The sequence below is a fragment of the Xanthomonas sp. 3793 genome (assembly GCF_024806835.1).
Lineage (GTDB): Bacteria > Pseudomonadota > Gammaproteobacteria > Xanthomonadales > Xanthomonadaceae > Xanthomonas > Xanthomonas arboricola_F.
In genome coordinates this window covers 579,781-602,569 of sequence record NZ_JANTYU010000003.1, presented here as the reverse complement: position 1 = coordinate 602,569, position 22,789 = coordinate 579,781, and the positions used below count along the sequence as shown (strand labels likewise).

The window sequence follows — 22,789 nt, the reverse complement described above, 5'->3', positions numbered from 1 at the left end:
CATGTAGCTCCGCTTCGCGGTTCTGACCCCCAAGATTTGCTTTGCAAATCTTGGGCCCCGACTTCGTGGCTACCTATCCCCGCGCCTTCGGCGCGCCCCCTTAACAAAGGGGGCTTTGCTCCGGGTGGGTGCTGCAAGGTGTGGCGCATGGTTTGCAGGTGCCGTCGGCCGACAATCCCCATCGCTAGAGCATGTAGCTCCGCTTCGCGGTTCTGACCCCCAAGATTTGCTTTGCAAATCTTGGGCCCCGACTTCGTGGCTACCTATCCCCGCGCCTTCGGCGCGCGCCCTTAACAAAGGGGGCTTTGGCTCCGGGTGGGTGCTGCAAGGTGTGGCGCATGGTTTGCAGGTGCCGTCGGCCTCCCATCTCCAATCCCTAGAGCCTGTAGGCGAGGGTCTTCATCAGCTTGGAGGCCAAGGCCATGGCGGTGGGGATGGGTGGTGGCAGGATGCGGGCGCCGGCTTGTTCGGCCTGGTCGGCGTGGCGGGCTTCGTCGATTTTCATCACCCGCAGGATCGCGCGGCTGCGTTGGTCGATCTCCGGCAGGGTCTCCAAGTGCTCGTCCAGGTGGGCTTCCACCTGGCGCTCGGTCTCGACCACGAAGCCCAGGCTCCAGTCGTCGCCGCGCAGGCCGGCCAGGGCGCCCAGCGCGTAGCTGCCGGCATACCACACCGGGTTGAGCAGGCTGGGGCGGCTGTCCAGTTCGTGCAGGCGATCCGCGCACCAGGCCAGGTGGTCGGTCTCTTCCTGCGCGGCTTCCAGCAGGTGATGCTGGGTGTGCGCGTCGCGGGCGACGGCCGCCTGGCCAAAGTACAGGCCTTGCGCACAGACCTCGCCGACATGGTTGATGCGCATCAGCCCGGCGGCATGACGCCGCTGGTCTGGCTGCAACGCGACATCGGGGGTGTCGGCGGCGGGGTTGGGGCGCTCGGCGGGCGGGTTGCCGAAGACGGTCTCCAGCGCGCGCTGGGCTTCGACCAGGAGTCGATCGAGCGGGCTGTGCAGTCGGGTGGGGGAGGTCTGGGTCATGTCTCGATTCTGGCGCCCGGCCGATCCGCTGCCAACCATCTTGGCCCTGGTAGCGGTGCGACTTGCGCCGCTACGGGCTGCCGCGTACAATCCCGCCTCTTCTGTTTCGCCTTCACAACGCGTGGCAAAGTTCCAGCGGTCATTGCCGCTGCAATCCGCCCGACCACTCAAGAGTTTTCTCATGACTACGTTCACCGCCAAGTCCGAGACCGTCCAGCGCGACTGGTATCTCGTTGACGCCGCCGGCAAGACGCTCGGCCGTCTGTCCACCGAACTGGCCCGCCGCCTGCGCGGCAAGCACAAGCCGGTTTACACCCCTCACGTCGATACCGGCGATTACCTCGTGGTGATCAATGCCGAGAAGATCGTCGTCACGGGCAACAAGCTGAAAGACAAGAAGTATCACCGCTTCACCGGCTACATCGGTAACTTGAAGACCGAGAGCCTGGAGCAGGCGCTGCAGCGCCACCCGGAGCGCGTGATCGAAATCGCCGTCAAGGGCATGCTGCCGAAGGGCCCCCTGGGCCGCACCATGTACCGCAAGCTCAAGGTGTATTCGGGTGCCGAGCATCCGCACGCCGCCCAGCAGCCGCAAGTTCTGGATATCTAATCATGGCTATCACGCAAAACTACGGCACTGGCCGCCGCAAGTCCTCCACCGCTCGCGTGTTCCTGCGCAAGGGCACTGGCAAGATCACCGTCAACGACCGTCCGCTGGACGAGTTCTTCGGCCGTGAGACGGCGCGCATGATCGTGCGCCAGCCGCTCGAGCTGACCAAGAACACCGAAAGCTTCGACATCCTGGTCACCGCTTCCGGCGGCGGCACCACCGGTCAGGCCGGTGCGATCCGTCTGGGCATCGCCCGTGCACTGGTCGAGTACGACGAAACCCTGAAGTCCGAGCTGCGCAAGGCTGGCTTCATGACCCGCGACGCCCGTGAAGTCGAGCGTAAGAAGGTCGGTCTGCACAAGGCCCGTCGCGCGACCCAGTTCTCCAAGCGCTGATCCATCGCGTTTGCTGCGTCCCGGTTCGCCGGGGCGCGTGCTTCAAAAGCCCGGCATTGCCGGGCTTTTGTCGTTTTTGGAGTGGTGCGTGGGCCGGACTGCTTGAGGGCAGTCGGGCGGCCGATTTGCTGCTGGCCTCGGTGCGCCGGGTCTTTGTGGTTCGGTGTGGCTGGGGCGTGTGGCGTTGCCGACGTCCCGGCCGCTCGAATGGTTGTGTATCCACGCGCGCGGGCAACGCCAAGTCGTCCCGGCCCGGCGTGTCCATGGCGGGTTCCGGTGCGCGGTCCCCCGATTTCACTCAGGTATCGAATGTCTTGGAACTTGAGCATTGTCCGGGCAGGCAGTGGCCGAACGCAGTGCGCGGCATCTGCAGCCGGGACAGTTGCTGTGCGGATTCGGGTGAGGCGCAGGCAACAAAAAAGGCCCGATCGTTCGATCGGACCTTCTGTGTTTGGCTGCCCCGGATGGATTCGAACCACCGAATGCCTGAGTCAGAGTCAGGTGCCTTACCGCTTGGCGACGGGGCAATAAAAACGTGTTGTCCCAGAGTATCGCATGCCTGTGCTGGCCTGAATACCATGGTGGCTATGGGTGGACTCGAACCACCGACCCCAGCATTATGAGTGCTGTGCTCTAACCGGCTGAGCTACATAGCCTAGGGAGCCGGCAATTCTCGCGATGCGCCTGGGTGTTGTCAAGTATTTCGTTTTCAGCTTGTGAGCCGGCCGTCGCCGTGGCAGAGTCGGTGACAGTAGATTTTCAGGAGTCCGCATCGTGATCGATCCGGACGGTTTCCGGCCAAACGTCGGCATCGTGCTGATGCGAAAGGACGGTCAGGTGTTCTGGGCACGACGTGTGCGCAGGGACGGCTGGCAGTTCCCGCAAGGTGGCATGAACACCGATGAGACACCCGTCGAAGCCATGTACCGCGAGTTGCGCGAAGAAACCGGGTTGTTGCCCGAGCATGTGGAATTGCTCGGCGCCACGCCTGGTTGGCTACGCTATCGCCTGCCGAGCCGGGCGGTCCGCCGCAATGAGCGACAGGTGTGTATCGGCCAGAAGCAGGTGTGGTTCCTGCTGCAGTTCACCGGCGACGAGTCGCATCTCAAGCTCGACCACACCGATACCCCCGAGTTCGACCACTGGCGCTGGGTGGACTTCTGGTACCCGGTCGAGCACGTGGTGATCTTCAAGCGTGGTGTGTATGCGCGTGCGCTGCGCCATCTGGCGCCGCTTGCGCAGAACCTGGCAGGCCCGGCAGCGGTCGGTGTGATGCCCGAGCGTGCGCTGGAAGCGTGGTTGCCAGGTAGCAGTGCGGCCGGCCACGACAGTCCGCGCAAGCGGCCACGCAAGCGTGGCGGGGCGTCGCGGGTGCGGATTAATAATGATTAACGTTTGGAATTGACACCTATTCTCGTTTGCGGTGCAATCAGCACCGGTCCTCTCCGGATCGCCAGCACCGACGGATACCGTGTACGTCTGCATCTGTAATGGGGTCACCGACCACCAGATCCGCGAAGCGGCCGAAAACGGCTGCGCCAGTTTGGCCGAGCTGACCATGCGCACCGGCTGTGGGTCCAATTGCGGTTCATGCCTCGAAATGGCTGGCGATCTGCTGAGCAAGGCGCACGCGACCCGCGCGCTGCCTCTGCCCTTGCTGGGTCTGGCAAGCGCCGCCTGAGCGGTGCGGCGTGCCCATCGCGCGCCGGGTGCTGCAACGGGTGGCACGTCTCTGACTCCTGCGGTGGTTCCAGCAGCTGCTGGTATGCCGGTCTGGCATTGAGGGGGGCTTGGGCAGTCTCCTGGCTTGCTGCGGTCACCTCGATGCGGCACGCATGGCTTTGCCGCATGCTCTCGGCAGCACGCAACTGATCACGATTCGCGTTCCTTCATGCGCCGCGCCAACGCGTTAGAGTGCGGCCGGCTCACTGTCTCGGAGACATCGCATGAAGGGCGATACCAAAGTCATCGAGTACCTCAACAAGGTGCTCTACAACGAACTCACTGCGATCAACCAGTATTTTCTGCACGCCAAGATGCTGAAGAACTGGGGCCTGAAAGAACTGGCCGAGCATGAGTACAAGGAGTCCATCGACGAGATGAAGCATGCGGACAAGTTGTCCGACCGCATCCTCTTTCTCGAAGGGCTTCCCAATTTTCAGGCGCTGGGCAAGCTGCGGATCGGCGAGAACCCGACCGAGATGTTCCGCTGCGACCTGGCGCTGGAGCGCGAAGCGGTCGCGGTGTTGCGTGAAGCCGTCGCGTATGCGGAAACCGTCAACGACTACGTGAGCCGCCAGTTGCTGGTGGACATCCTGGAGTCGGAAGAAGAGCACATCGACTGGCTGGAAACCCAGCTGGATCTGGTCGCGCGTATCGGCGAGCCCAATTACCTGCTGACCAAGCTGGACGACTGAGCCCGGTAAGCGCTGCGCTGCTGTCGGTGCAGTGGGGTAGGTTGGTGATGGCAGGTTGGGAAGGGAAGGGCGATGGGCCGCGGGTGCTTGGTGTGGCCGTGGCTATCCAGCTGGACGTGCGAGGCGCAGGTGGGTTTGCCGGTAGCGTCGTTCCACTCTCCATTGCGATGGACGTAGGGCTTGTGCCTCCTCTGCTGTGTGACGCTTCTGCGCCGTTCAATGCCCCGGCGCATTGGGCGTGGATGCTCGGTGGGCTGCACGCGCGTGCGGTGATGAGGTGTTGGTGACCTGACGCGCTTCCAGACTTGGGGTTTGATGATGCGTGCTGGATGCAGATGGCGTTGCGCGGACGGCGCCACAGCGACGCGGGACGCGCTGTTTATCGCTTCGCTCCGTACCCTCACCCTAACCCTTCTCCCGGCGGGAGAGGGGCTTATATGTTCCGCTTCCGCTCCGAGCTCCGAGCTCCAAGCTCCAAGCTCCGAGCGTCGACCCGATGCGATGCGATGCGATGCGATCCGAGATTGCCTCCGGAATCTCCAATCCGAGATCCCGGGCTTGGGCTGCTGGTGTCCGGCCAGAGGGATACAGCCCCTCCGCATCTGACTTCAGCAGCATCCTGGATTGCAGGTCGATCTGATTGGATCGCAGGCGAGTCTGGCTAGATTGCAGGTGAGTCTGACTGGATTGCCAGGCAGGCTGAGTGCGGTCGTGGTCGGTGATCGCTCAGCCGGTTGCGCGGGTGGCGGCCTGCAGGCGGGCCACCTGGCCCAGCAGGGCCAGGCGGGCGCGGGCGTACTCGGCGATGACCAGGGCGACCATTACCGAGGGACGTTCGATGGTGCCGGTGCGGGCGGCCAGTTCGATGCGTCGCGCGGCATTGGACACGGCCTGGGCGCCGACGTTGGCGCTGGACGATTTGAGCGTGTGGGCCAGGTCGCGCAGCTGCATGCTGTCGCGATTGGCGGCCGCCGCTTCCAGCTGTTCGATGATGCCTGGGGCATCGTCCAGGAACAGCTGCAGGATGGTGATGGTGTCGGCGCCGGCGACTTCGTACAGCTCGTCGATCACGCTGCTGTCCAGGATCGGGAGCGCGCGCGCCTGGGCAGCTGCGCTGGCGCTCTCGGGATCCACCGGTGCAGTGCCGCTGGTCGGGCCAGGCGCCAGTGGCTGACGTGGCAGCCAGCGCTGCAGGCAGGCGTCGAGTTGCTCTCGGGCGACGGGCTTGGAGAGGTAGTCGTCCATGCCGGCGGCCAGGCAGCGTTCGCGGTCGCCAGCCATGGCATTGGCGGTCATCGCCACGATCGGGATCGGGCGGCCGCCGCTTTCGGTTTCCATCGCGCGCCAGCGGCGGGTGGCGGCGTAGCCGTCCAGCACCGGCATCTGGCAATCCATGAAGACCATGTCGTAGCGGGTGGATTCCATGCTGCTCAGCGCGGCTTCGCCGTCGGTGGCGGTGTCGGCTTCGAAACCCAGCACCGCCAGCAGCTTCTGCGCGACAAGCAGGTTCACCGGGTTGTCCTCGACCAGCAGGATGCGCACCTCGCGCGCGTTGGCCATCGGTGGCGGCAGCGGCTCGGGGATCATCGCTGGAGCCAGCGCATGGACCGGCTTGGCGTCCGGCGGCAGCACCAGCGTGCGCAGCACCTCGTCCGGGCTCTGGCGCGGCACCAGGGTGGCGTTGTCCTGCAGTTCGGCCGGCACCGGCTCGTCGCCGTACAGCCAGATCAGCTTGGAGCCGCTGAGGTCTTCCGGGCGGGCCAGCGCGCGATGCACGGCGCGCGCGCTGTAGCGCAGCGTGTCGTGGTCGGCGATGACGCAGCGGAAGCCTTCTCCATCGCTATGGCGGCGCACGCGTTCCAGCGCTTCCTGGGTGGTTTCCATAAGCACGTGCGCCACGCCCCAGCTGTCGAGCAGGCGCTTGAGCCGCTGCGACAGGCGTGCGTCGGAGCTGATCACCATCACCCGCGCGGCATCGGCGCCGGTGCTCTGCTGCAGGTCGCCGATCACCTTGAGCAGCGGGATCTCGAACCAGAACGTGGCACCGCGCCCGGGTTCGGATTCCACGCCGATGCGCCCGCCCATCAGGTCGATGATGCGCTTGCAGATCGCCAGCCCCAGCCCGGTGCCGCCGTACAGGCGGGTGGTGGAGGCATCGGCCTGGGCGAAGGAGCGGAACAGGCGGGCCTGCTGGTCGGGGGCGATGCCGATGCCGGTGTCGCGCACCTGGAAACGCAGCAGGTGTTGGGCGCGGGTCTCGCCCAGGCGGCGCAGCTGGATATCGATGCTGCCACGCTCGGTGAACTTGATCGCATTGCCGATCAGGTTGCCCAGTACCTGACGCAGGCGGATCGGGTCGCCGCGCACCAGCAGGCGCACCGACGGTTCGATGTCCAGGCCCAGGCGCAGCTGGCGGCTTTCGGCGGTGCGTTGCAACAGCTGCACCACACCGTCGAGCAACTCGCGCAGGTTGAAGGTGGTGATCTCCAGTTCGAGCTTGTTCGCTTCGAGCTTGGAGTAGTCGAGGATGTCGTCGACGATGCGCAGCAGCTGCAGCGAGCTGCCGGTGGCGGTCTGCAGCATGTCGCGCTGGTCCAGGCTGAGCTGGCCGCTGGAGATGAGTTCCAGCATCGGAATGATGCCGTTGAGCGGGGTGCGGATCTCGTGGCTCATGGTGGCCAGAAATTCGCCCTTGGCCAGCGTGGCGGCTTCGGCCGCCTGTTTGGCGCGCAACAGTTCCTGTTCCAGTTCGCCGTGGCGTTGCAGTTCCTGTTGCAGGCGTTCGCGGGCAAGTTCCGCCTCGTCCAGGCGCTTGGACAAGCCTTGCTGGGCGCGGGCGCTGCGCTGGGCAGCCACTGCCGCGCACAGGGCGAACACCACGGCCAGCGCCGCAGCGACGGCCGTGAGTGCGTGCCAGGGTCCGCGGATGTCGCTCCATTGCAGGCCTGCGCCCACCGCAGCGGTGAGAGCGGCAACCGTGGCCAGGGCACTCCAGGCGCGAAGGCCTCCTGCCTGCGGCGTCATTTAGAGCACCGCGTTCGTGAAGTCGAAATCCAGTTCCTTGCCGACCGTCTGCACCAGGTTGCCCTGGATGAAGTCCACGCCGCTCATCCACATCGCGGCGGCCGCCTGCGGGTCTTCGATGCGCTGGCCGATGATCAGCAGGCCGCGCTGATGGGCGATGTCGATCACCCCGCGCAGTTCGTCGCGCACCGCGGCATTGCCGTGCGCATCGGCGAAACGGTTGGCCATGCGCACGAAACTCAGCGGCAACTGGCTCAGCAGCGCGTTGGCTTCGTCGCCGGGCTCGAACTGGCTCAGGCAGAACTGCACGCCGGCCGGCATCAGCTTGGCGCAGAACTGCTGCACGGTTACCGCGTGGATCAGGGCATCGTCCAGGCGCAGGTCCACGATCAGCGATTGCCCGGCCACGCCGCGCTCGACCAATGCCTTGAGCAGCCAGTCGGCGAACGCATCGCGCGCCAGCGTACGCGGCGATTGCGAGACGAACAGGCGCAGCGGCGGGCTGGCGTGCTGGTACAGATGCAGCAGGCCCAGTGCGTGATCCATGACCTGCTGGTCCAGGTCGGCGATGCGTCCGGCCGCTTCGGCGGCGGGAATCACCTGGCCGGCCGAGAGCAGGGTGCCGTCGGCCTGGCGCAGCCGCAGCAACACCTGGTATTGCGCGGTATCGCCGCCGGCCACGGCCACGATTGGCTGGTAGGCCAGTTCGAGCTGGCCTTCGACCAGGCGCAGTTGTTCCTGTTGCTCGGCCTGGCTGGGCGCCAGATAGGTCTGCACGCCGTCGCTGCGCAGGCGTGCCTGCAGCGCAGTGCGCTCGACCGCTTCCAGCGCGCTGCCGGTGTCGTCGAAGCCCAGGCCCAGCGGCGCGGCGCCGATCGCGCAGCGCACATGCACCGATTCTTCCTCGCGCACCGGGAAGGCGTTGGCGGACAGCCGCTCGCGGATGTCCAGCGCGCGTTGTTCCAGACCCGCCTCGTCCATATCCACGGCCAGCAGCAGGAAGCTGTTGTCGTTCAGACGTGCCAGCGGATACGGCTGGGCGGCACTGGCCAGGCGATGCCCGGCCTGGGTCATCAGGCGTTCGTAGGCGGCGTAGCCGTAGCGTTCGCGCAGGCCGAGTGCGCTGGCGATCTCGATGAAGAACAGGCCGCCGGACTGCTTGCGCTCCAGCGCAGTGGCCAGCAGTTCCATCACGTGGCCGCGCGTGGGCAGGCCGGTCTCCGGGTTGCTGCGCACGCTGACCTGCTCGCCGGCCAGCTGCAGCGCCTGTTGGCGCGCGCGGCGGATGCGATTGGACACTGCGGCGATCAGGTGGCGCGGGCGGATCGGTTTGGTGAGGAAATCGTCGGCGCCACTGTCGAGCACTTCGAACTGGCGCTCCGGGTCCGGGTCGCCGGTGAGGAAGACGATCGGCAGCAGCTGCTGCCCCGGCTGCTGGCGGATCAAGGTGGTCAGGCGGATGCCGTCCAGCTCGGGCATGTGCAGATCCATCAGGATCAGATCCGGGTGATAGTCCTGGATCGCCTGCGGCACGCTGGCGGCGGTCATTTCGACCTGCGCGTGCATGCCGGCGCCATGCAGCACGCTTTGTGCGAACAAGGCCTGCGAGCGGTCGTCTTCGACGATCAGGACGCGATACGGCGCATCGGCCGCGACGTTGTTGCCGTCATCGGCTCTGACCGCGGGCACTGCGGAGGACGGCGACGGCGCTGCCGCAACACGCGTTGCGCCGGCATTGGCCGCGGCACGCGCCGGTGCGATGGGCGCGGCGTGGCTGGGAATGTTGGTCGCGGCGGGCGCGGGAATGATCGCCGCACTCACCGGCGCGCTGTCGTCGGGCGCGCCGGCAGACTCGTCGGCCCAGCGGCGCCAGTAATCGGCCGGCGGCGTCTCCGCGCGCAGCGGGCGATTACGCGTGGCGGTGTCGTCACGGGTGGTGAAAGGAACCGGATCTCGGGCGGCCATCGATACTCCCTGCAGTCGCGATGATTATGCGATGAACTTCACGATAGCGGTGAGCGGCGTGCAGCCGGCATGCTTGCCGGGCGCATCGGCGCGACCAGCCGGCGCATCCCACGCCACAGCAAGCGCCAGACCCACCACACCACCAGCGCGACCAACACGCTGGACCCCACCGCCAGACCCAACGCCAACCATGGATGCGCCAGGGCCAGCGCCAACGCGGTGGTAGCGATGGTGTCTTCGGCCAGCGAGGCGACCCAGTTGCTGGCCGGTTCCGGCGAGGTGTTGAGCAAGGCGCGGGTGCCGGCCTTGAGGGTGTGGCTGGTCAGTGCCACGCCGGCGCCGGCGGCCAGCACGCCCGTGCTCAGATCACCGTCCGGCGACAGCGTGGCCGCGGCCAGAAACGCGCCGGCCGGCACCCGTGCCAGCGTCTGCAGCAGGTCCCAGCCCGAATCCACGCCGGGGATCTTGTCGGCGAAGAATTCGGCCACCGCCAGCGCACCGGACGTGCCCAGCACCCACCATGATTGCGCTGGATGCAGCGCCGGCGGCAGCTCGATCCAGCCGAGCAGGCCGGCCAGGCCGACGCCGAACACGGTGAGATAGACGCGGATGCCGGCCAGCCAGGCCAGCAGGATGCCGATCACGAACAGATGGGCTTCGCTCATGGCGTTGCTTCCTGCGAACAATACGGAACTATCGGATAACCGCCGGCCGAGCGCCAGCGTGACCGCTGCTGAGGCTCTGGCACACTACGCCGCCGCCCACAGCGCCGGCCCGTCCGGACCCGATGCCCATGAGACCAGCCGCACGCGTTCAGATCGTCCAACGGGAGCCGGGCGGTGGCCCTTCCAGCGGCCGCTGGCTGTGGATCGTGATCGTCCTGCTGTGGCTGGCCTCCCTGGGCGGGGTGTGGTGGATGGCCAGCCGCACTGCGGCGCCGCGCCTGGTCGAGGCCGAGACGGCGTTGCAGCAGGCCCAGCGCAGCCAGGCCCAGCAGCGCAAGCTGATCGAACAATTGCAGCAGCGCCAGGTCAATCTGGCGATGTCCGACAAGATCAGCCGCGCGGCCAATACCGAAGTGCAGGCCTCGCTGGCCGAGCGCGACGAACAGATCGCCGCCTTGCGCGCCGATGTGGCCTTTTATGAGCGGCTGGTGGGTTCCACTGCGCAGCGCAAGGGGCTGAACGCGCACTCGGTGCAGTTCACCGCCGAGGCCGGCGGCACCTGGAACTACAGCGTCGTGCTGACCCAGAACCTCAACCGCGGCGCGATCAGTCAGGGGCAGCTGCGCTTTGCGGTGGAGGGCGTGCGTTCCGGCAAGCTGGTGACGGTGAGCTGGAACGAGCTGCACCAGAAGCCCGAGGCCGCCGCTCAGCCGTATTCGTTCCGCTATTTCCAGCAGTTGGACGGCAGCGTGATCCTGCCGAAGGATTTCACCCCGCAACGTGTCAAAATCTCCCTGAGCGGCGATGGGGCGCCGGTCAATCAGACATTCGATTGGAAAGTCGCCGGCAATGGCGCGGGGGAGTAGCTCATGTTCGGAAACAAATCCAACCGTGGTGCGCAGACCGTGGTCGATACCTTGATCGGGCCGCAGGTGGTGATCCGCGGCGACCTGATGTTCAGTGGCGGGCTGTATGTGGAAGGCCGCATCCTGGGCAAGGTGATTGCCGAAGAAGGCGCCAGCGCCACCTTGACGGTGGCCGAGCAAGGCAGCATCGAGGGCGAAGTGCGTGCGCCGATCGTGATCATCAATGGTCAGCTGACCGGCGACGTGCATGCGGCCGAGCGGGTCGAACTGGCAGCCAATGCGCGGGTGCAGGGCAACGTGCACTACCAGGTGGTGGAAATGAGCGCCGGCGCGCAGCTCACCGGGCGGTTGATCCATGCCGCCACCGCAGGCGCGACCGCCGCTTTGCCGGCCCCGGAAGCCAGCCGCACCGAGCCGGCCAAGGCCCTGCAGGCCGAAACCGCAGAGGCCTGAGCGGGCGCGCGGCTGAAGCCGGAGCGTCTGGCCGGCACGGCCTGCTTGAAGTGGGGCCGCCTGGCCCCCATGCTGACGCCATGAGTACGCTCGTTTCGCTTCCCACTGCCGCCCCGGCCCCGGACCCGGACTATCAGTCCATCGACCGGCCGCTGAACTTTTCTGGAGCCGCCGCCGCCAAGGTGCGCGAGCTGATCCAGGAAGAGGGCAACGCCGAGCTGGCGTTGCGCGTGTATATCCAGGGAGGCGGGTGTTCCGGCTTCCAGTACGGTTTCGAATTCGACGAGAACCGCGCCGAAGACGATCTGGCCGTGGCCACCGATGGCGTGACGCTGCTGGTCGACCCGCTCAGCCTGCAATACCTGATGGGCGCCGAGGTGGACTACACCGAGAGCCTGACCGGCGCGCAGTTCGTGATCCGCAATCCCAACGCCAAGACCACCTGCGGGTGCGGTAGCAGCTTCAGCGTCTGAGGCTGTTCGGCCGGTTTCGGTCGCGTGCTTGCGATCGTTTGTCGGCGCGTTGGCGCGTCGACGGGTGTCTGCAGCACGGCTGGCCGAGGTGCGCTGATCCAGCGCAATTGCTCAGCACCGCTGCGAAGATCGACGCAGCAGGGCACGCAAGCGCCTTTCGATAGATCGCGCTGCGGGCGCACGGCGCCGGCATTGTCGAACCGCTTGTCTTCACCGGCGACCTGCAACAAGTGCGAGCGCCCGCTGCGCGCGCCTGGGCCGATCATCATGCGCTGCCGGTTGCGGGTGTCGCCAATTATCGGCAGGCTTGCGCCGATGTCAGCATCTACTCTTCCGTTGTCCGGTTTTGCCTTCACCCACGCGCCGCTCGATCGTGGCGATGCCTTGCGCGACGATCCCGCCGCGTTGGCGCAATTGTGGCCACAAGGCCAGGTGCTGTTGATCGACGCCAAGGGCACCGCCCTGGCCGATGCGCAGGGGCAGCCGTTGTTGCTGCAGGGCGCAGCGCTCGCCGATAGTCCGGAGGCGGCAATCTTCCTGGGCGTGCGCGATGGCCAGGGCTGGTTCTGCCTGTCGGCCGACCCGCTCGACATCAAGGCGCCGCAGCGGGTGGATCTGCGCCAGGCAGCGGCCGAATGGCCGGCGGAGATCGCCACGACGGCGTCGTATGCGCGGGCCATGCTGCACTGGCAGTCGCGCACGCGCTTTTGCGGCGTGTGCGGCGGGGCGATCGTGTTCCGCCGCGCCGGCTTCATCGCGCATTGCACGCAGTGCCAGACCGAGCACTACCCACGCGTGGACCCGGCTATCATCGTTGCGGTCAGCGACGGGCAACGGTTGCTGTTGGGCCGCCAGGCGAGCTGGGCGCCGCGGCGTTATTCGGTGATCGCCGGATTCGTGGAGCCGGGCGAGTCGCTGGAACAGACGGTGGCGCGCGAGGTGCATGAAGAAACCCGCGTGCGGATCCAGCACTGCAGCTATGTCGGTGCGCAGCCGTGGCCATTCCCGGGGGCGCTGATGCTGGGCTTTACCGCGCATGCGGCCGCAACCGAAGTGCCGCAGGTGACCGGTGAACTGGAAGATGCGCGCTGGGTGAGCCATGCCGAGGTCGGCGCAGCGCTGGCTGGACAAGGTGGTGACGACGGGATCGGGCTGCCGCCTGCGATTTCGATTGCGCGCGCGCTGATCGAGCACTGGTATCGCACCCATGGCTGACGGCGCCGGCTGCAAGCGCATCCCGTGGGCAAGCGCGCTGGCGCCGCTGGCGGTTGCGTACGGTGCCGGCACGCGAAACGCGTTACAGGGCGGTTGTGCCCGCTCGGCTAGACTCGGCTGAGGAGGGACACCCATGTTCACCACCCTGGTTGCCGTCGTCGTCGCACTCACGCTGGGCCATCTGGTCCCGGCGCAGGTGGCCAGGCTGCGCCGTTTTGAATGGTTTGGCCATTGGCTGCGCCGGCTGGACAGTCATGCTGCCGGGCGTGGCGCCTGGCAGGGCCGCTACGGATTCCTGCTTGCGCTGTTGCCGGTGCTGCTGGTGGCGATCGTGCTGCAGTGGTTGCTGGACGATGTCTGGCATGGATTCCTGTCGCTGCTGTTCGGCGTAGCGGTGCTGGCCTGGACCTGGGGCCCGCGCGATCTGGACCGCGATGTCGAGGCGGTGATCGATGCCGACGCGCCGGGTGCGCGACGCGACGCGATCTCGCAGTTGCAGGCCGCCGGCGGCAGCGTGCACGAGGATGCGCCATCGCTGGTCGAAGCGGTGGTGGTCAACGGCCTGCGGCGCTGGTTTGCGGTGCTGTGGTGGTTTCTGTTGCTGGGCCCGTTCGGCGCGGTGGTGTATCGCCTGACTGCGCTGGCGGTGGAAAGCCCCCTGACCGTGCTGCTACCTCCACGCAACCTTGCCGGCGCGCGCTGGCTGCTGGCCGCATTGGAATGGCCGGTGGCGCAGTTGATGACAGTGTCGATGGCGCTGGTGGGCAATTTCGAGACGGTGTTTCGCGCCTGGCGCGAGGCGCACGGCAATCGCTGGACGTTGGAGCCGCATTTTCTCGGTGCGGTTGCGCGTGCCAGCGTCAGTGCCGAGCTACGCGAAGAAGCGCACGACTACACCGATTCTGGACTGGTGCCGGTCTGGCGCCGGCTGCCGGAAGTGCGCGATGCAATGAGCCTGGTCTGGCGCGTGCTGCTGCTGTGGATGGTGGTGCTGGCGTTGTTGGTGATTGCCGGGTGGGTGCGGTGATGTTGCGCGCCAAACTAAAATAGTTTCAAGCGCTGCATTGTTTGCCGTCCTGGCACCAGGCTTTCATCATTTCAGCGCAAGTGTTTGATTCCAGGTCCGGCGGTTAATAGTACTGCTTGCGTGGCTTTACACGTTGAACCCGTGCCCGTTGAATTGTCCGCTACGGTTCAACGTCTGAAGTAAATCGGCTTGTGAGACGTGTCGGTTTCGGTAGCACGTTATGTGCCGCTGGCCTAAGCCCATAGATCGGGGTTGCTGCCCGATTCATAGCTAACAGTTGACTCGAATTCCCACTCTGATGGGTCGCTGCCGCTGGCTGCTGCCCAGGCGTTTGGAGCGACGTAAAGCAGCGACTCGTACCATTGATCAGCCGAGCGTTGCATTTCAATCGGATTTCTTTTTACGCGGAAATAGTATTCCTCGCCACGAGCGACCACATAGCATCTGGCATAGAGGAAGCCATCATCAGACTGCCCGGAGTCGCTGGCATTTTCTGCGTACTTCTCTCCGTCGATCGCGAAAAGATGCTGCGAAAGATGCTCATGGAAGGCTTCGATGCTTGCAGCCTCCATGGCCGTTAAAGCCGATGTAAGAGCGGCCAGTGCGCGATCCTCGTCTCCGTCCTCCAGTGCAGCACGATCAACAAGTTTCATTAGCTGCCAAAATTGGCCATTTTCCATAACCTGCTCATGTAAAGGCTAATGGTTGGTGCAACATCGCGCCGCGTCGTTGAGTGGCATCGCCTTGACTGGTTCGTCAGCAGAAATTGTCGATCAAGCATTGCTTCGCAACGTCTTTCTTCGATTTAACCCGGTGCCAGCAAGGTAAACGGAAGCCACGGCAGATTCCGTGCAATCCAGTACGTGGGCAATGCCCAGAGCCAGAATTTCGGCTCGGACATCACGTTCACTACCGGGGCGAACCAGCGCGCACGCCAGCCGGCTTTCCAGGCGATCAGGCCGGGCAGGGTGAACAGGCCGAGCACGGCGGCCGGATTCATGGCGAAGGCGCCGGGAAGATCGAAATGCACCAACGCGTACAACGCGCGGGTCATGCCGCAACCGGGGCAGTAGCAGCCGGTGACGGTGCGGAAGACGCAGGGCGGGAACGGGCTGTTGCTCGCGTTCGGGTCGAAGCGGTACAGCAGCGACACGCCAAAGGCGGCCACGCTGGTGGCCGCCCCCAGTCCAAGCCAATGGCGTGGACGCAGTTCCATTACTGCATGTGCTGCAGCTGCTGCATGTAATCCGTGTAGCCCTGCATGCCGCCAGTGGCGACCATGCCGATGTTGATCAGCAGGCCGATCGCGGCCAGTACGCTGGTCACGATGCACCAGGTCTTGGCGGTGTTGGAGGCGCGCCGCGCGCCGTCGATGTCGCCCTGGTTGAGCAGGCCGTTGACCTTGCTGGAGAACACGATCGCCACGATGCCGGGAATCAGGGACGGGCAGCACAGGCAGAAGCCGAGCACGGTGGAGACGATCGCCCAGATCAGGTGATTGGGCACCGGGCCGGGTGCGGCGCTGGACGAGGGATGGATCGGCGGTGGGATGGCACTCATGGTGAAGCTCCTTGGGTGGTAAACGACAACGAACGGATCGGGTGCGTGGGGATGGGAAGGGCGGCGGCAGCGCGAGCGATGGCAGCGTGCGTCGTGCCTGCAGGACCGCGCTGCAGCGCTGCAACCGCGCGCTGCCGACAGGCGCGACGGCTGCCGGTTGCGGCAGATGTCTCAGACACCAGATTGAGCACGACGACGTCCCCCGGTACGACTGGCCGCGTCCGCTTGGCGAACGCGGCGGCAAAGCGTGCAGTGGCGCACAGGCTACTCGCGGTGCGCGACGGACGCAAAGCCCGCGCCCATGCGGCTCATGGTCGGTCCTGGCGCAGTGCGCGGACCTGCTGTTCGAGCAATGCGGCAGTGGCCTGGTCGCCGGCAATGGCGGGGCCTGCCACCACTTCGATCTGCGCGCGCATCCGGCGCGGCACCCGCATGCGTCCCAGGCGTGTGTCGCGCCGGCTCCACATGCTCGACCACATGCCACGCAGCGCCATCGGAATCACCGGCACCTTGCGCCGCTGCAGGATCTTTTCGACACCGGATTTGAACGCGGCAATCTCGCCATCCTTGGTCAACGCGCCTTCGGGGAAGATGCAGACCAGTTCGCCATCGGCCAGCGCGGCATCGATGCGGTCGAAGGCCTGCTGCATCAGCGCCGGGTCTTCGCGCGCGCCGGCGATCGGGATCGCCTTGGCGGTGCGGAAGATCCAGCGCATCACCGGGATGCGGAAGATCTTGTAGTACATGACAAAGCGCACCGGGCGCGGGATCACTGCCGACAGGATCAGCGCGTCCATGTAGCTGACGTGGTTGCACACCAGCAACGCGGAGCCGTCGTCGGGCACGTGGGTGTCGATATCGCGCGCGCGCAGGCGATACAGCACGCTCACCAGCACCCAGCTGAGAAAGCGCATCAAAAACTCGGGCACCAGGGTGAAGATCCACAGCGCTACCAGCGTGTTGGCGATGGCCAGCGCCAGGAACACCTGCGGAATGCTCAGCCCCGGCATCGGAATGCGGTGCCCGAACAGCACCACCTGCGGCAGCTGCAGTGCGATGCCGATGATGGCGGCGGCCACGATGAACAGCGAGTTCTGGATGTTGAGCCCGGCGATGACGCGCGAGAGTTCGGCCTTGGGCGTGCGGCTCTGGATCAGCGCGAACAACGGCACCACGAACAGACCGGTGAACAGGCCGATGCCGACCAGATCGATGATCAGCCGCAGGCTGCCGGCCTGCTGCACGAACTGGCCGATCGACAGGCCGCTCACCGGCGCGGCACCGGGGCGGGCGAAATACAGGTCCAGCAGGAAGGCGCTGATGCCGAACGCGCCCAGCGGCACCAGGCCGATTTCCACGGTGCGTCCGGACAGCCGTTCGCACAGCAGCGAGCCGACGCCGGTGCCGATCGAAAACAGCGCCAGCGCGAACACGTACAGGTCCTGCTGGCCGCCCAGGTTGAGCTGCGCGTAGGTGGGCAGCTGCGCGGTGAGCACGGTGCCGACGAACCAGAACCACGACACGCCCAGCACCGAGTTGCGCACCGCCGGCGTGCGTCGGGTCAGGCGCATGATGGCGCGCGATTCGGGGATGGGGTTCCAGTTGATCTTTAGCTCGGGTGCGCCGGCATCGACCCTGGGCACCAGCCGCGCCACCAGGTTGCCGGTGACGGCAATGGCAATGACCGCGGTGGCTGCGGCCTCCGGGCCGTGGCTGCCGGCGATCTGGAAGATCAGCCCGCCGAAGATCATGCCGCACAGGATCGAGATCGAGGTACCCATCTCGACCAGGCCGTTGCCGCCGGTGAGTTCCTCGGGCTTGAGCACCGAAGGCAGGATCGAATACTTCACCGGCCCGAACAGCGTGGACTGCAGGCCGGTGCAGAACAGCGCAATCAGCAGGATCGCCATGTTCTCGGTGACAAAGCCCACCGCCGCCAGCGACATGATGGCGATCTCCATCGTGGTGGTGATCACGATGAGCTTCTGCTTCTCCAGTTTTTCGGCGATCTGGCCGGCCAGCGCGGAGAACAGGAAGTACGGCAGGATGAACAATGCCGGCGCCAGATTGGTGTACAGCGTGCGCTGCGCCGCATCGATGCCGAGATAGAACAACAGGCCGATGATGGCCTGCCGATAGACGTTGTCGTTGAACGCGCCCAGTGCCTGGACAGCGAAGAACGGCAAGAAGCGGCGCTGCCTGAGCAGGGCGAACTGACTGTGACCGGACATGCAGTTTCCTTTGCGAACGCGCGCAGCCTAGCAGGCTTCCACGGCGTGCTGGTGGATGGCCCGTGCGCCTAGCGCGACCGGCCAGGCGATGGCGCACGCTGCGCTGCCTGGGCACGCAGCAGTGCCACGAATGCGCGTGCGGCCGGGGTGGGGTCGGGGCGCCATACCGCGTAGGTCAAGAAACCGAAGCGCTCCTTCAGCGCGACCGTCACCACCTCGCGCATGGCCGCGGCCATGGTCTGCGGCACGATGCCCACTCCCAGGTCGGCAGCCACCAGCTCGCGCATCAGATCGGCGTGGGTGACTTCGTATTGCCGGCGCTGTCGCAGCCCGGCCTGGTCGAAGGCCGCGTCGACGATGCCGCGCACCCCGGCACCGGCAATCAACCCGGCCATGGGCTCATCGTCCAGCTCGGCCAGCGCCACCCGCTTGCGCGCGGCGAAGCGATGGCCGGGGGCGACGATCAGGGCGAGCGGTTCTTCGTGCAGGAGCAGACGCTGCTCCGGCAGCGCGACCTGCGGGCCGACGCCGACCAGGGCCACATCCAGGCGGCCTTCGCCCAGGTCGTGCAGCAAGGCCTCGCTCATGGCGGTGCGCAAGTGCACGTCCACCCGCGCATGCGCACTGCGAAACGCGCGCAGCAGCGTCGGCACCTGCACCGTGCTCAGTGAGGAAATCTGCCCCAGCGTGAGCCGGCCGCGCACGGTACCCAGTGCCTGGGCCATTTCCTCGTGCAGGCGCTCGGCTGCGCGCAGGGTCTGGCGGGCGTTGTGCAGGAAGACGTCGCCGGCTGCGGTAGGCCGTACCCGGCGGGTGCCGCGTTCGAACAGGCGCGCACCGAGGGTTTCCTCGATCTTGGCAACCTGGTGGCTGAGCGCCGATTGCACGGTGTTGCAGCGACGGGCGGCGGCGGTGAAGCCGCCTTCGTCGGCCACGGCCACGGCGAATTCCAGTTGGCGCAGGGTCAGCATGCGATCTCGAAACACGATGGCGGCAGTGAAAACAATACATTGGAAAGATGCCTTGTCGTTGGCCACACTGCGCCCCTTCCTTGACCAGGCACCTGCCATGACTGTCGACTCCGCCTCCCACCCGCCCTTGCCGCGCCGTCTGGTGCTGCTGATGGCGGCCGCCACCGGGCTGGCGGTAGCGAGCAATTACTATGCCCAGCCCCTGCTGGAAACGCTGGCGCAGGCCTTCACGATCCCGGTGCGCAGCGCCGGGGCGGTGGTGACCGCCGCGCAGCTGGCCTATGCGGCCGGTTTGCTGTTGCTGGTGCCGCTGGGCGACCGGCTGGAGCGGCGCAGCCTGATCGTGGGGCTGTTCGTGCTCAGCGCGCTGGGCCTGCTGATCAGCGCGAGCTCGCACAGCTTCGCGGTGTTGCTGGTGGGCAGCATTGTCACTGGCGCCAGTTCGGTGGCGGCGCAGATCCTGGTGCCGTTCGCGGCGACCCTGGCCGCCCCGCACGAACGCGGGCGGGTGATCGGCACGGTGATGAGCGGGTTGCTGCTGGGCATCCTGCTGGCACGCACTGCCGCCGGGGTGCTGGCCGGTGTTGGCGGCTGGCATACGGTGTACTGGATCGCATCAGGTTTATTGCTGGTCACGGCCTGGCTGTTGTGGCGCGGGCTGCCGCGGCATCCGGGCAATGCGCAGCTGTCGTATCCGCAGCTGGTGGGCTCGGTGCTGACGCTGCTGCGCGACGATGCGGTGCTGCGGTCGCGCGCGGTGCTGGGTGGGCTGATCTTTGCCGGCTTCAGCATGTTCTGGACCACGCTGGCGTTCCTGTTGTCCGGGCCTGCGTATGGCTATGGCACGGCGGTGATCGGGCTGTTCGGCCTGATCGGTGCGGCGGGCGCGCTGGCGGCCAATCGCTCGGGTCATTGGTCCGATCACGGGCATGGCGATCGGGTCAGCTGGGGCGGGTTGGCGATGCTGCTGCTGTCGTGGGGATTGCTGGCATTTGCGCCGCAGTCGATCGCGCTGCTGATCGTCGGCGTGCTGCTGCTGGATATTGCGGTGCAAGGCGTGCATATCGCCAACCAGAGCGTGATCTATCAGCGCAATCCCAACGCGCGCAACCGCATTACCTCGGCCTACATCACCTGCTACTTCATCGGTGGTGCGGTGGGCTCGACACTGGGCACTGCGGCGTATGCGCAGGCCGGCTGGAACGGCGTGGTGATGGGTGGGGCGGTGCTGGCGGTGGCCGCATTGGGCTGGGTGGGGTGGAGCGTGTCGCGTCATACCTGGAAGTAAGCGCTGCGGAGACAGAATGACGCGGTTGCAGGCTGCATTGTGCATTGCCGCCTTAGCCCGGAAGCTCGTTTCAGTGGTTCTGGCGAGCCGGCGCGGCCGCGCTGCGCGGCGTTGCCGATGACCGGCAGGGGCGCGCTGCCTGCAAGGGCCTGCTAGCGCGTGCCCACCGCCAGGCGCGCCGCACTCTCGGCCGGCGCGTCGGTCACCGCAAGCGCAGCGGCGCGTAGCTTGGGCAGCAGGCGCAGGGTGAGTGCGAGCTGGTCGCGCACCAGACGCTGCTTGGGCGGCAGCTGCACGGCATGCTGCTCCAGCGCCTCGGCCATGGCCAGTTCTTCGCTTTCGTCATGCGCCGGCAGTGGCTGACGTTGGCTCAGTGCGGCAGCGATGTCGCCCAGCGCGCGCTGCAGATAGTCGCCGGCCTGCGCAATGCGGGAATCGTGTTCGCCATCGAGCGCGGCGCGATGCGCGCCGAGCGCGGACAGATAGCCGAGCAAGGTGTTGGACAGCGCCAGGAAGCGGAAGCCCGCATCCAGGTTGCGCCGATAGCGGCCCGGTTCGCGCAGCATGTTGGACAGCGCCACCGATAAGGCGGCGTCGGCGTTATGCATGTCGCGGCGCGCGATGCGGTAGGGCAGGTCGTCGCGCATGCCGCTGGCGTATTGCTCCAGCACCTGGGTCAGGTAGCGCGCGCAGCTGGCCAGCACCGTGGCCATCACCTGGTTAAGGCGGCGGCCCTGCCAGTCCGGCAGGATCAGGAACGAGGCGGCTGCGGCGATCGCGCAACCGATCAGCGTGTCGATCAGGCGCGGCCAGATCAGCACGAAGCCATCGCCGAGCAGGTTGAAGCAGAACAGCGCCATCACGGTGATGCCGGCGGTGGCCAGCATGTAGCGATCGGTGCGGGTGATGAAGAAGATCAGCGCAGCGGCCAGCGCCAGCAGCAGTTGCACTTCGGTGCCGGGGAACAGCTGCATCAGCGCCCAGGTGGCGACCAGGCCGATCAGGGTGCCGGCGATACGCTGCACCAGCCGCAGGCGGGTGGCACCGTAATTGGGCCGGCACACGAAGGCGGTGGTGAGCAGGATCCAGTAGCCGTTGTCGGCATGGATGGACTGCATGATGGCGTAGCCGGCCACCAGTGCGATGGCCATGCGCAGGCCATGCCGGAACAGCACCGAGCCGGGCGTGAGTTGCTGGCCAAGCCGCGCGGCCATCTCGCGCAAGGTGTGCGGCGAGGAATCGCGCAGGCGGGTATCGAGGTTGTCGCTGGTGGAATCGGATTGCGCCGCTTCTGACAGCTTGCGTTCGATGCTCTGCAGGTTGGTCACCAGCAATTCCAGCGCGCCGAGCAGGCGGGCCAGGGCGGGGTCGGCACGCGCGTGCAGGTAGTCCAGCGACTGGCGCAGGTCTTCGGTGGCCAGGCGGCTGTTGTCGCCATAGTCGAACGGCTGGCGCAGCCGGATCGCCTCGCCCAATGCGGCGCAGGCCTTGCCCTGCAAAGCGAGCAGGCGCTGGCAGCGATACAGCACATCGCTGTGGAAGAACGCATCGGTCAGCGCTTCGTAGGGGTAGTGCGAAGAACTGGCGCGCTCGTGGAATTCCTGCGCCATGTAATACAGACGGAAATACAGGCCCGATTGCACGCCCGGCCGCCCCGACCGGCCGAAGCGGCTGATGATCGCGGTCTTGGCGGCATTGAGTGCGCCGACCACCTTGGCGTTCTGTTCGGCCAGCGCCAGCCGGCGCGCATGCAGGTCGCTTTGCCGTACCGGTTCGAACAGGTCGGCCTTGAGCTTGAGATAGCGGCCCAGTTCGAAGAACAGCCGCGACAGCCGCTCGCGCACCGGGCGATTGGCGAACAGGATGGTCCACAGGATCGACAGCACGCCGTACCAGGTGGCGCCGATCAGCAGCAACGCAGCGCCGTGCCAGGCCACCAGCGGATCGTGGCTGCCGTGCTGGTCCATGCCGATCATGGCGTAGATCGACAAGGCCACGGTGGCCTGTGCGATCGAAGCATAGCGCTCGCCCAGCGCGCCGAGCAGGGTCAGCGAGAAGGTTGCCACCGCCATGCCGGTCACGAACGCCAGCGGATACGGAAACAGCAGCACCACCGACGCGGCAGCGGCGGCGAAACACAGCAAGGACAGCAGCACCGACTTGATGCGGCCCAGCCAGTTGTCGTCGGTCTCGGCGATGGCGCTGGCGATCGCGCCCAGGAACAGCGCCGGCACCGCGGTGAGCTGCTGCCAGTGCCAGCACACGCCCATCGCCACCGCCAGCGCGATGAACACGCGCAGGCCATAGCTGGCCTTTTCATGGGCCCACAGGCGGCTGAGGCGGGTTTCGAAGGAAGTGGTGGCCACGGTCTCTGATGGGCAAGCGTGCCCGGGCATTATTGCCGCAGGCACGCGCCGCCGGTGTGGACAGGGGCTAGTCCTTTGTCAGTAGCCGGCAGGTATGCGCACTGGAGCGGTGTGCGCGATTGCGCCACAGCCCCGCTGCACGGCCGCTTACCGCGCTTGGTGACCTTGCTACCTGTTGAACACCGCCTTCTCGACGACCACCAGCGAGCTGTTGCTCTGTTCGGCCGACAACC

At 66.3% G+C, this 22,789-nt stretch carries 21 protein-coding genes and 2 tRNA genes; 11 read left to right on the top strand and 12 right to left on the bottom strand.

Features of this window, described 5'->3' with window-relative positions; all coding sequences use genetic code 11:
- Window positions 1-376: 376 nt before the first annotated feature.
- Window positions 377-1,030 carry a 2-polyprenyl-3-methyl-6-methoxy-1,4-benzoquinone monooxygenase gene (coq7, locus tag FHY18_RS12920; protein ID WP_259155797.1) on the bottom strand — a complete coding sequence of 218 codons (654 nt, stop codon included), beginning with the start codon at window positions 1,028-1,030 and terminating at the stop codon, window positions 377-379.
- A gap of 181 nt (window positions 1,031-1,211) precedes the next feature.
- On the opposite strand from coq7, the gene rplM reads away from it, so the two are divergent.
- Entirely contained in the window at window positions 1,212-1,640 is a 429-nt protein-coding gene (rplM, locus tag FHY18_RS12915) for a 50S ribosomal protein L13 (protein ID WP_003483082.1), read from the top strand.
- 2 nt (window positions 1,641-1,642) lie between these two features.
- Window positions 1,643-2,035, top strand: a complete 393-nt coding sequence (gene rpsI, locus FHY18_RS12910; RefSeq protein WP_005990700.1) for a 30S ribosomal protein S9 — start codon at window positions 1,643-1,645, stop codon at window positions 2,033-2,035.
- 452 nt (window positions 2,036-2,487) lie between these two features.
- On the opposite strand, the gene FHY18_RS12905 is transcribed toward rpsI, so the two are convergent.
- Together FHY18_RS12905 and FHY18_RS12900 are read right to left on the bottom strand one after the other, a co-directional pair.
- Window positions 2,488-2,562 (bottom strand) — tRNA-Gln (locus FHY18_RS12905).
- Window positions 2,563-2,614: 52 nt separating this feature from the next.
- A tRNA-Met gene (locus FHY18_RS12900) sits at window positions 2,615-2,691 on the bottom strand.
- A 118-nt stretch (window positions 2,692-2,809) separates the two neighbouring features.
- On the opposite strand from FHY18_RS12900, the gene FHY18_RS12895 reads away from it, so the two are divergent.
- From FHY18_RS12895 to bfr, 3 genes are all read left to right on the top strand, one after another.
- Window positions 2,810-3,427 (top strand): RNA pyrophosphohydrolase, encoded by a 618-nt coding sequence (locus FHY18_RS12895; RefSeq protein WP_104611746.1) that lies wholly within the window; start codon window positions 2,810-2,812, stop codon window positions 3,425-3,427.
- A gap of 79 nt (window positions 3,428-3,506) precedes the next feature.
- Window positions 3,507-3,716, top strand: coding sequence for a (2Fe-2S)-binding protein (locus FHY18_RS12890; protein ID WP_104614370.1), 210 nt, complete (start codon window positions 3,507-3,509; stop codon window positions 3,714-3,716).
- Window positions 3,717-3,981: 265 nt separating this feature from the next.
- Window positions 3,982-4,452, top strand: a complete 471-nt coding sequence (gene bfr, locus FHY18_RS12885; protein WP_005990707.1) for a bacterioferritin — start codon at window positions 3,982-3,984, stop codon at window positions 4,450-4,452.
- A 726-nt stretch (window positions 4,453-5,178) separates the two neighbouring features.
- Here the strand turns inward: bfr and FHY18_RS12880 are convergent.
- From FHY18_RS12880 to FHY18_RS12870, 3 genes are read right to left on the bottom strand one after another with little or no spacing between them, the layout of a single operon-like run.
- Window positions 5,179-7,437, bottom strand: a complete 2,259-nt coding sequence (locus tag FHY18_RS12880; protein WP_259155982.1) for an ATP-binding protein — start codon at window positions 7,435-7,437, stop codon at window positions 5,179-5,181.
- A gap of 39 nt (window positions 7,438-7,476) precedes the next feature.
- Window positions 7,477-9,441: an EAL domain-containing response regulator gene (locus FHY18_RS12875; RefSeq protein WP_259155789.1), complete on the bottom strand. Its 1,965-nt coding sequence runs from the start codon at window positions 9,439-9,441 to the stop codon at window positions 7,477-7,479.
- 38 nt (window positions 9,442-9,479) lie between these two features.
- Window positions 9,480-10,106 carry a DUF4126 domain-containing protein gene (locus FHY18_RS12870; RefSeq protein WP_259155788.1) on the bottom strand — a complete coding sequence of 209 codons (627 nt, stop codon included), beginning with the start codon at window positions 10,104-10,106 and terminating at the stop codon, window positions 9,480-9,482.
- A 128-nt stretch (window positions 10,107-10,234) separates the two neighbouring features.
- Between FHY18_RS12870 and FHY18_RS12865 the strand changes: the two genes are divergently transcribed.
- The 5 genes from FHY18_RS12865 (at window position 10,235) to FHY18_RS12845 (ending at window position 14,140) form a co-directional block, all read left to right on the top strand.
- Window positions 10,235-10,972, top strand: a complete 738-nt coding sequence (locus tag FHY18_RS12865; RefSeq protein WP_259155787.1) for a DUF6776 family protein — start codon at window positions 10,235-10,237, stop codon at window positions 10,970-10,972.
- 3 nt (window positions 10,973-10,975) lie between these two features.
- Window positions 10,976-11,425 carry a polymer-forming cytoskeletal protein gene (locus FHY18_RS12860; RefSeq protein ID WP_104611740.1) on the top strand — a complete coding sequence of 150 codons (450 nt, stop codon included), beginning with the start codon at window positions 10,976-10,978 and terminating at the stop codon, window positions 11,423-11,425.
- 80 nt (window positions 11,426-11,505) lie between these two features.
- The gene (erpA, locus tag FHY18_RS12855) at window positions 11,506-11,898 is read left to right on the top strand and encodes an iron-sulfur cluster insertion protein ErpA (protein ID WP_259155786.1); all 393 of its coding nucleotides are present in this window, start codon (window positions 11,506-11,508) and stop codon (window positions 11,896-11,898) included.
- A gap of 315 nt (window positions 11,899-12,213) precedes the next feature.
- Window positions 12,214-13,113 carry an NAD(+) diphosphatase gene (gene nudC, locus FHY18_RS12850; protein ID WP_259155785.1) on the top strand — a complete coding sequence of 300 codons (900 nt, stop codon included), beginning with the start codon at window positions 12,214-12,216 and terminating at the stop codon, window positions 13,111-13,113.
- A 133-nt stretch (window positions 13,114-13,246) separates the two neighbouring features.
- Complete coding sequence (locus tag FHY18_RS12845; RefSeq protein WP_259155784.1) at window positions 13,247-14,140, top strand: cobalamin biosynthesis protein; 894 nt, start codon at window positions 13,247-13,249, stop codon at window positions 14,138-14,140.
- A 233-nt stretch (window positions 14,141-14,373) separates the two neighbouring features.
- On the opposite strand, the gene FHY18_RS12840 is transcribed toward FHY18_RS12845, so the two are convergent.
- The 5 genes from FHY18_RS12840 to FHY18_RS12820 all read right to left on the bottom strand — a co-directional run bounded on the left by FHY18_RS12840 (window position 14,374) and on the right by FHY18_RS12820 (window position 18,902).
- Window positions 14,374-14,820, bottom strand: a complete 447-nt coding sequence (locus FHY18_RS12840; RefSeq protein WP_259155783.1) for a DUF4240 domain-containing protein — start codon at window positions 14,818-14,820, stop codon at window positions 14,374-14,376.
- Window positions 14,821-14,945: 125 nt separating this feature from the next.
- Entirely contained in the window at window positions 14,946-15,356 is a 411-nt protein-coding gene (locus tag FHY18_RS12835; protein WP_259155782.1) for a DUF2752 domain-containing protein, read from the bottom strand.
- On the bottom strand, window positions 15,356-15,700 hold the full coding sequence (locus FHY18_RS12830) for a CD225/dispanin family protein (RefSeq protein ID WP_259155781.1): 345 nt from the start codon (window positions 15,698-15,700) through the stop codon (window positions 15,356-15,358). Before FHY18_RS12830 ends, FHY18_RS12835 begins: the two co-directional genes overlap by 1 nt.
- 308 nt (window positions 15,701-16,008) lie before the next feature.
- A complete protein-coding gene (locus tag FHY18_RS12825) occupies window positions 16,009-17,931 on the bottom strand; it encodes an MFS transporter (protein ID WP_259155777.1) in 1,923 nt (640 codons plus the stop codon).
- A gap of 68 nt (window positions 17,932-17,999) precedes the next feature.
- Window positions 18,000-18,902 (bottom strand): LysR family transcriptional regulator, encoded by a 903-nt coding sequence (locus FHY18_RS12820; RefSeq protein WP_259155775.1) that lies wholly within the window; start codon window positions 18,900-18,902, stop codon window positions 18,000-18,002.
- A gap of 97 nt (window positions 18,903-18,999) precedes the next feature.
- Between FHY18_RS12820 and FHY18_RS12815 the strand changes: the two genes are divergently transcribed.
- On the top strand, window positions 19,000-20,190 hold the full coding sequence (locus tag FHY18_RS12815) for an MFS transporter (RefSeq protein ID WP_259155771.1): 1,191 nt from the start codon (window positions 19,000-19,002) through the stop codon (window positions 20,188-20,190).
- Window positions 20,191-20,342: 152 nt separating this feature from the next.
- On the opposite strand, the gene yccS is transcribed toward FHY18_RS12815, so the two are convergent.
- Window positions 20,343-22,556: a YccS family putative transporter gene (gene yccS / locus FHY18_RS12810; RefSeq protein ID WP_259155767.1), complete on the bottom strand. Its 2,214-nt coding sequence runs from the start codon at window positions 22,554-22,556 to the stop codon at window positions 20,343-20,345.
- Between the last annotated feature and the right edge of the window lie 233 nt (window positions 22,557-22,789).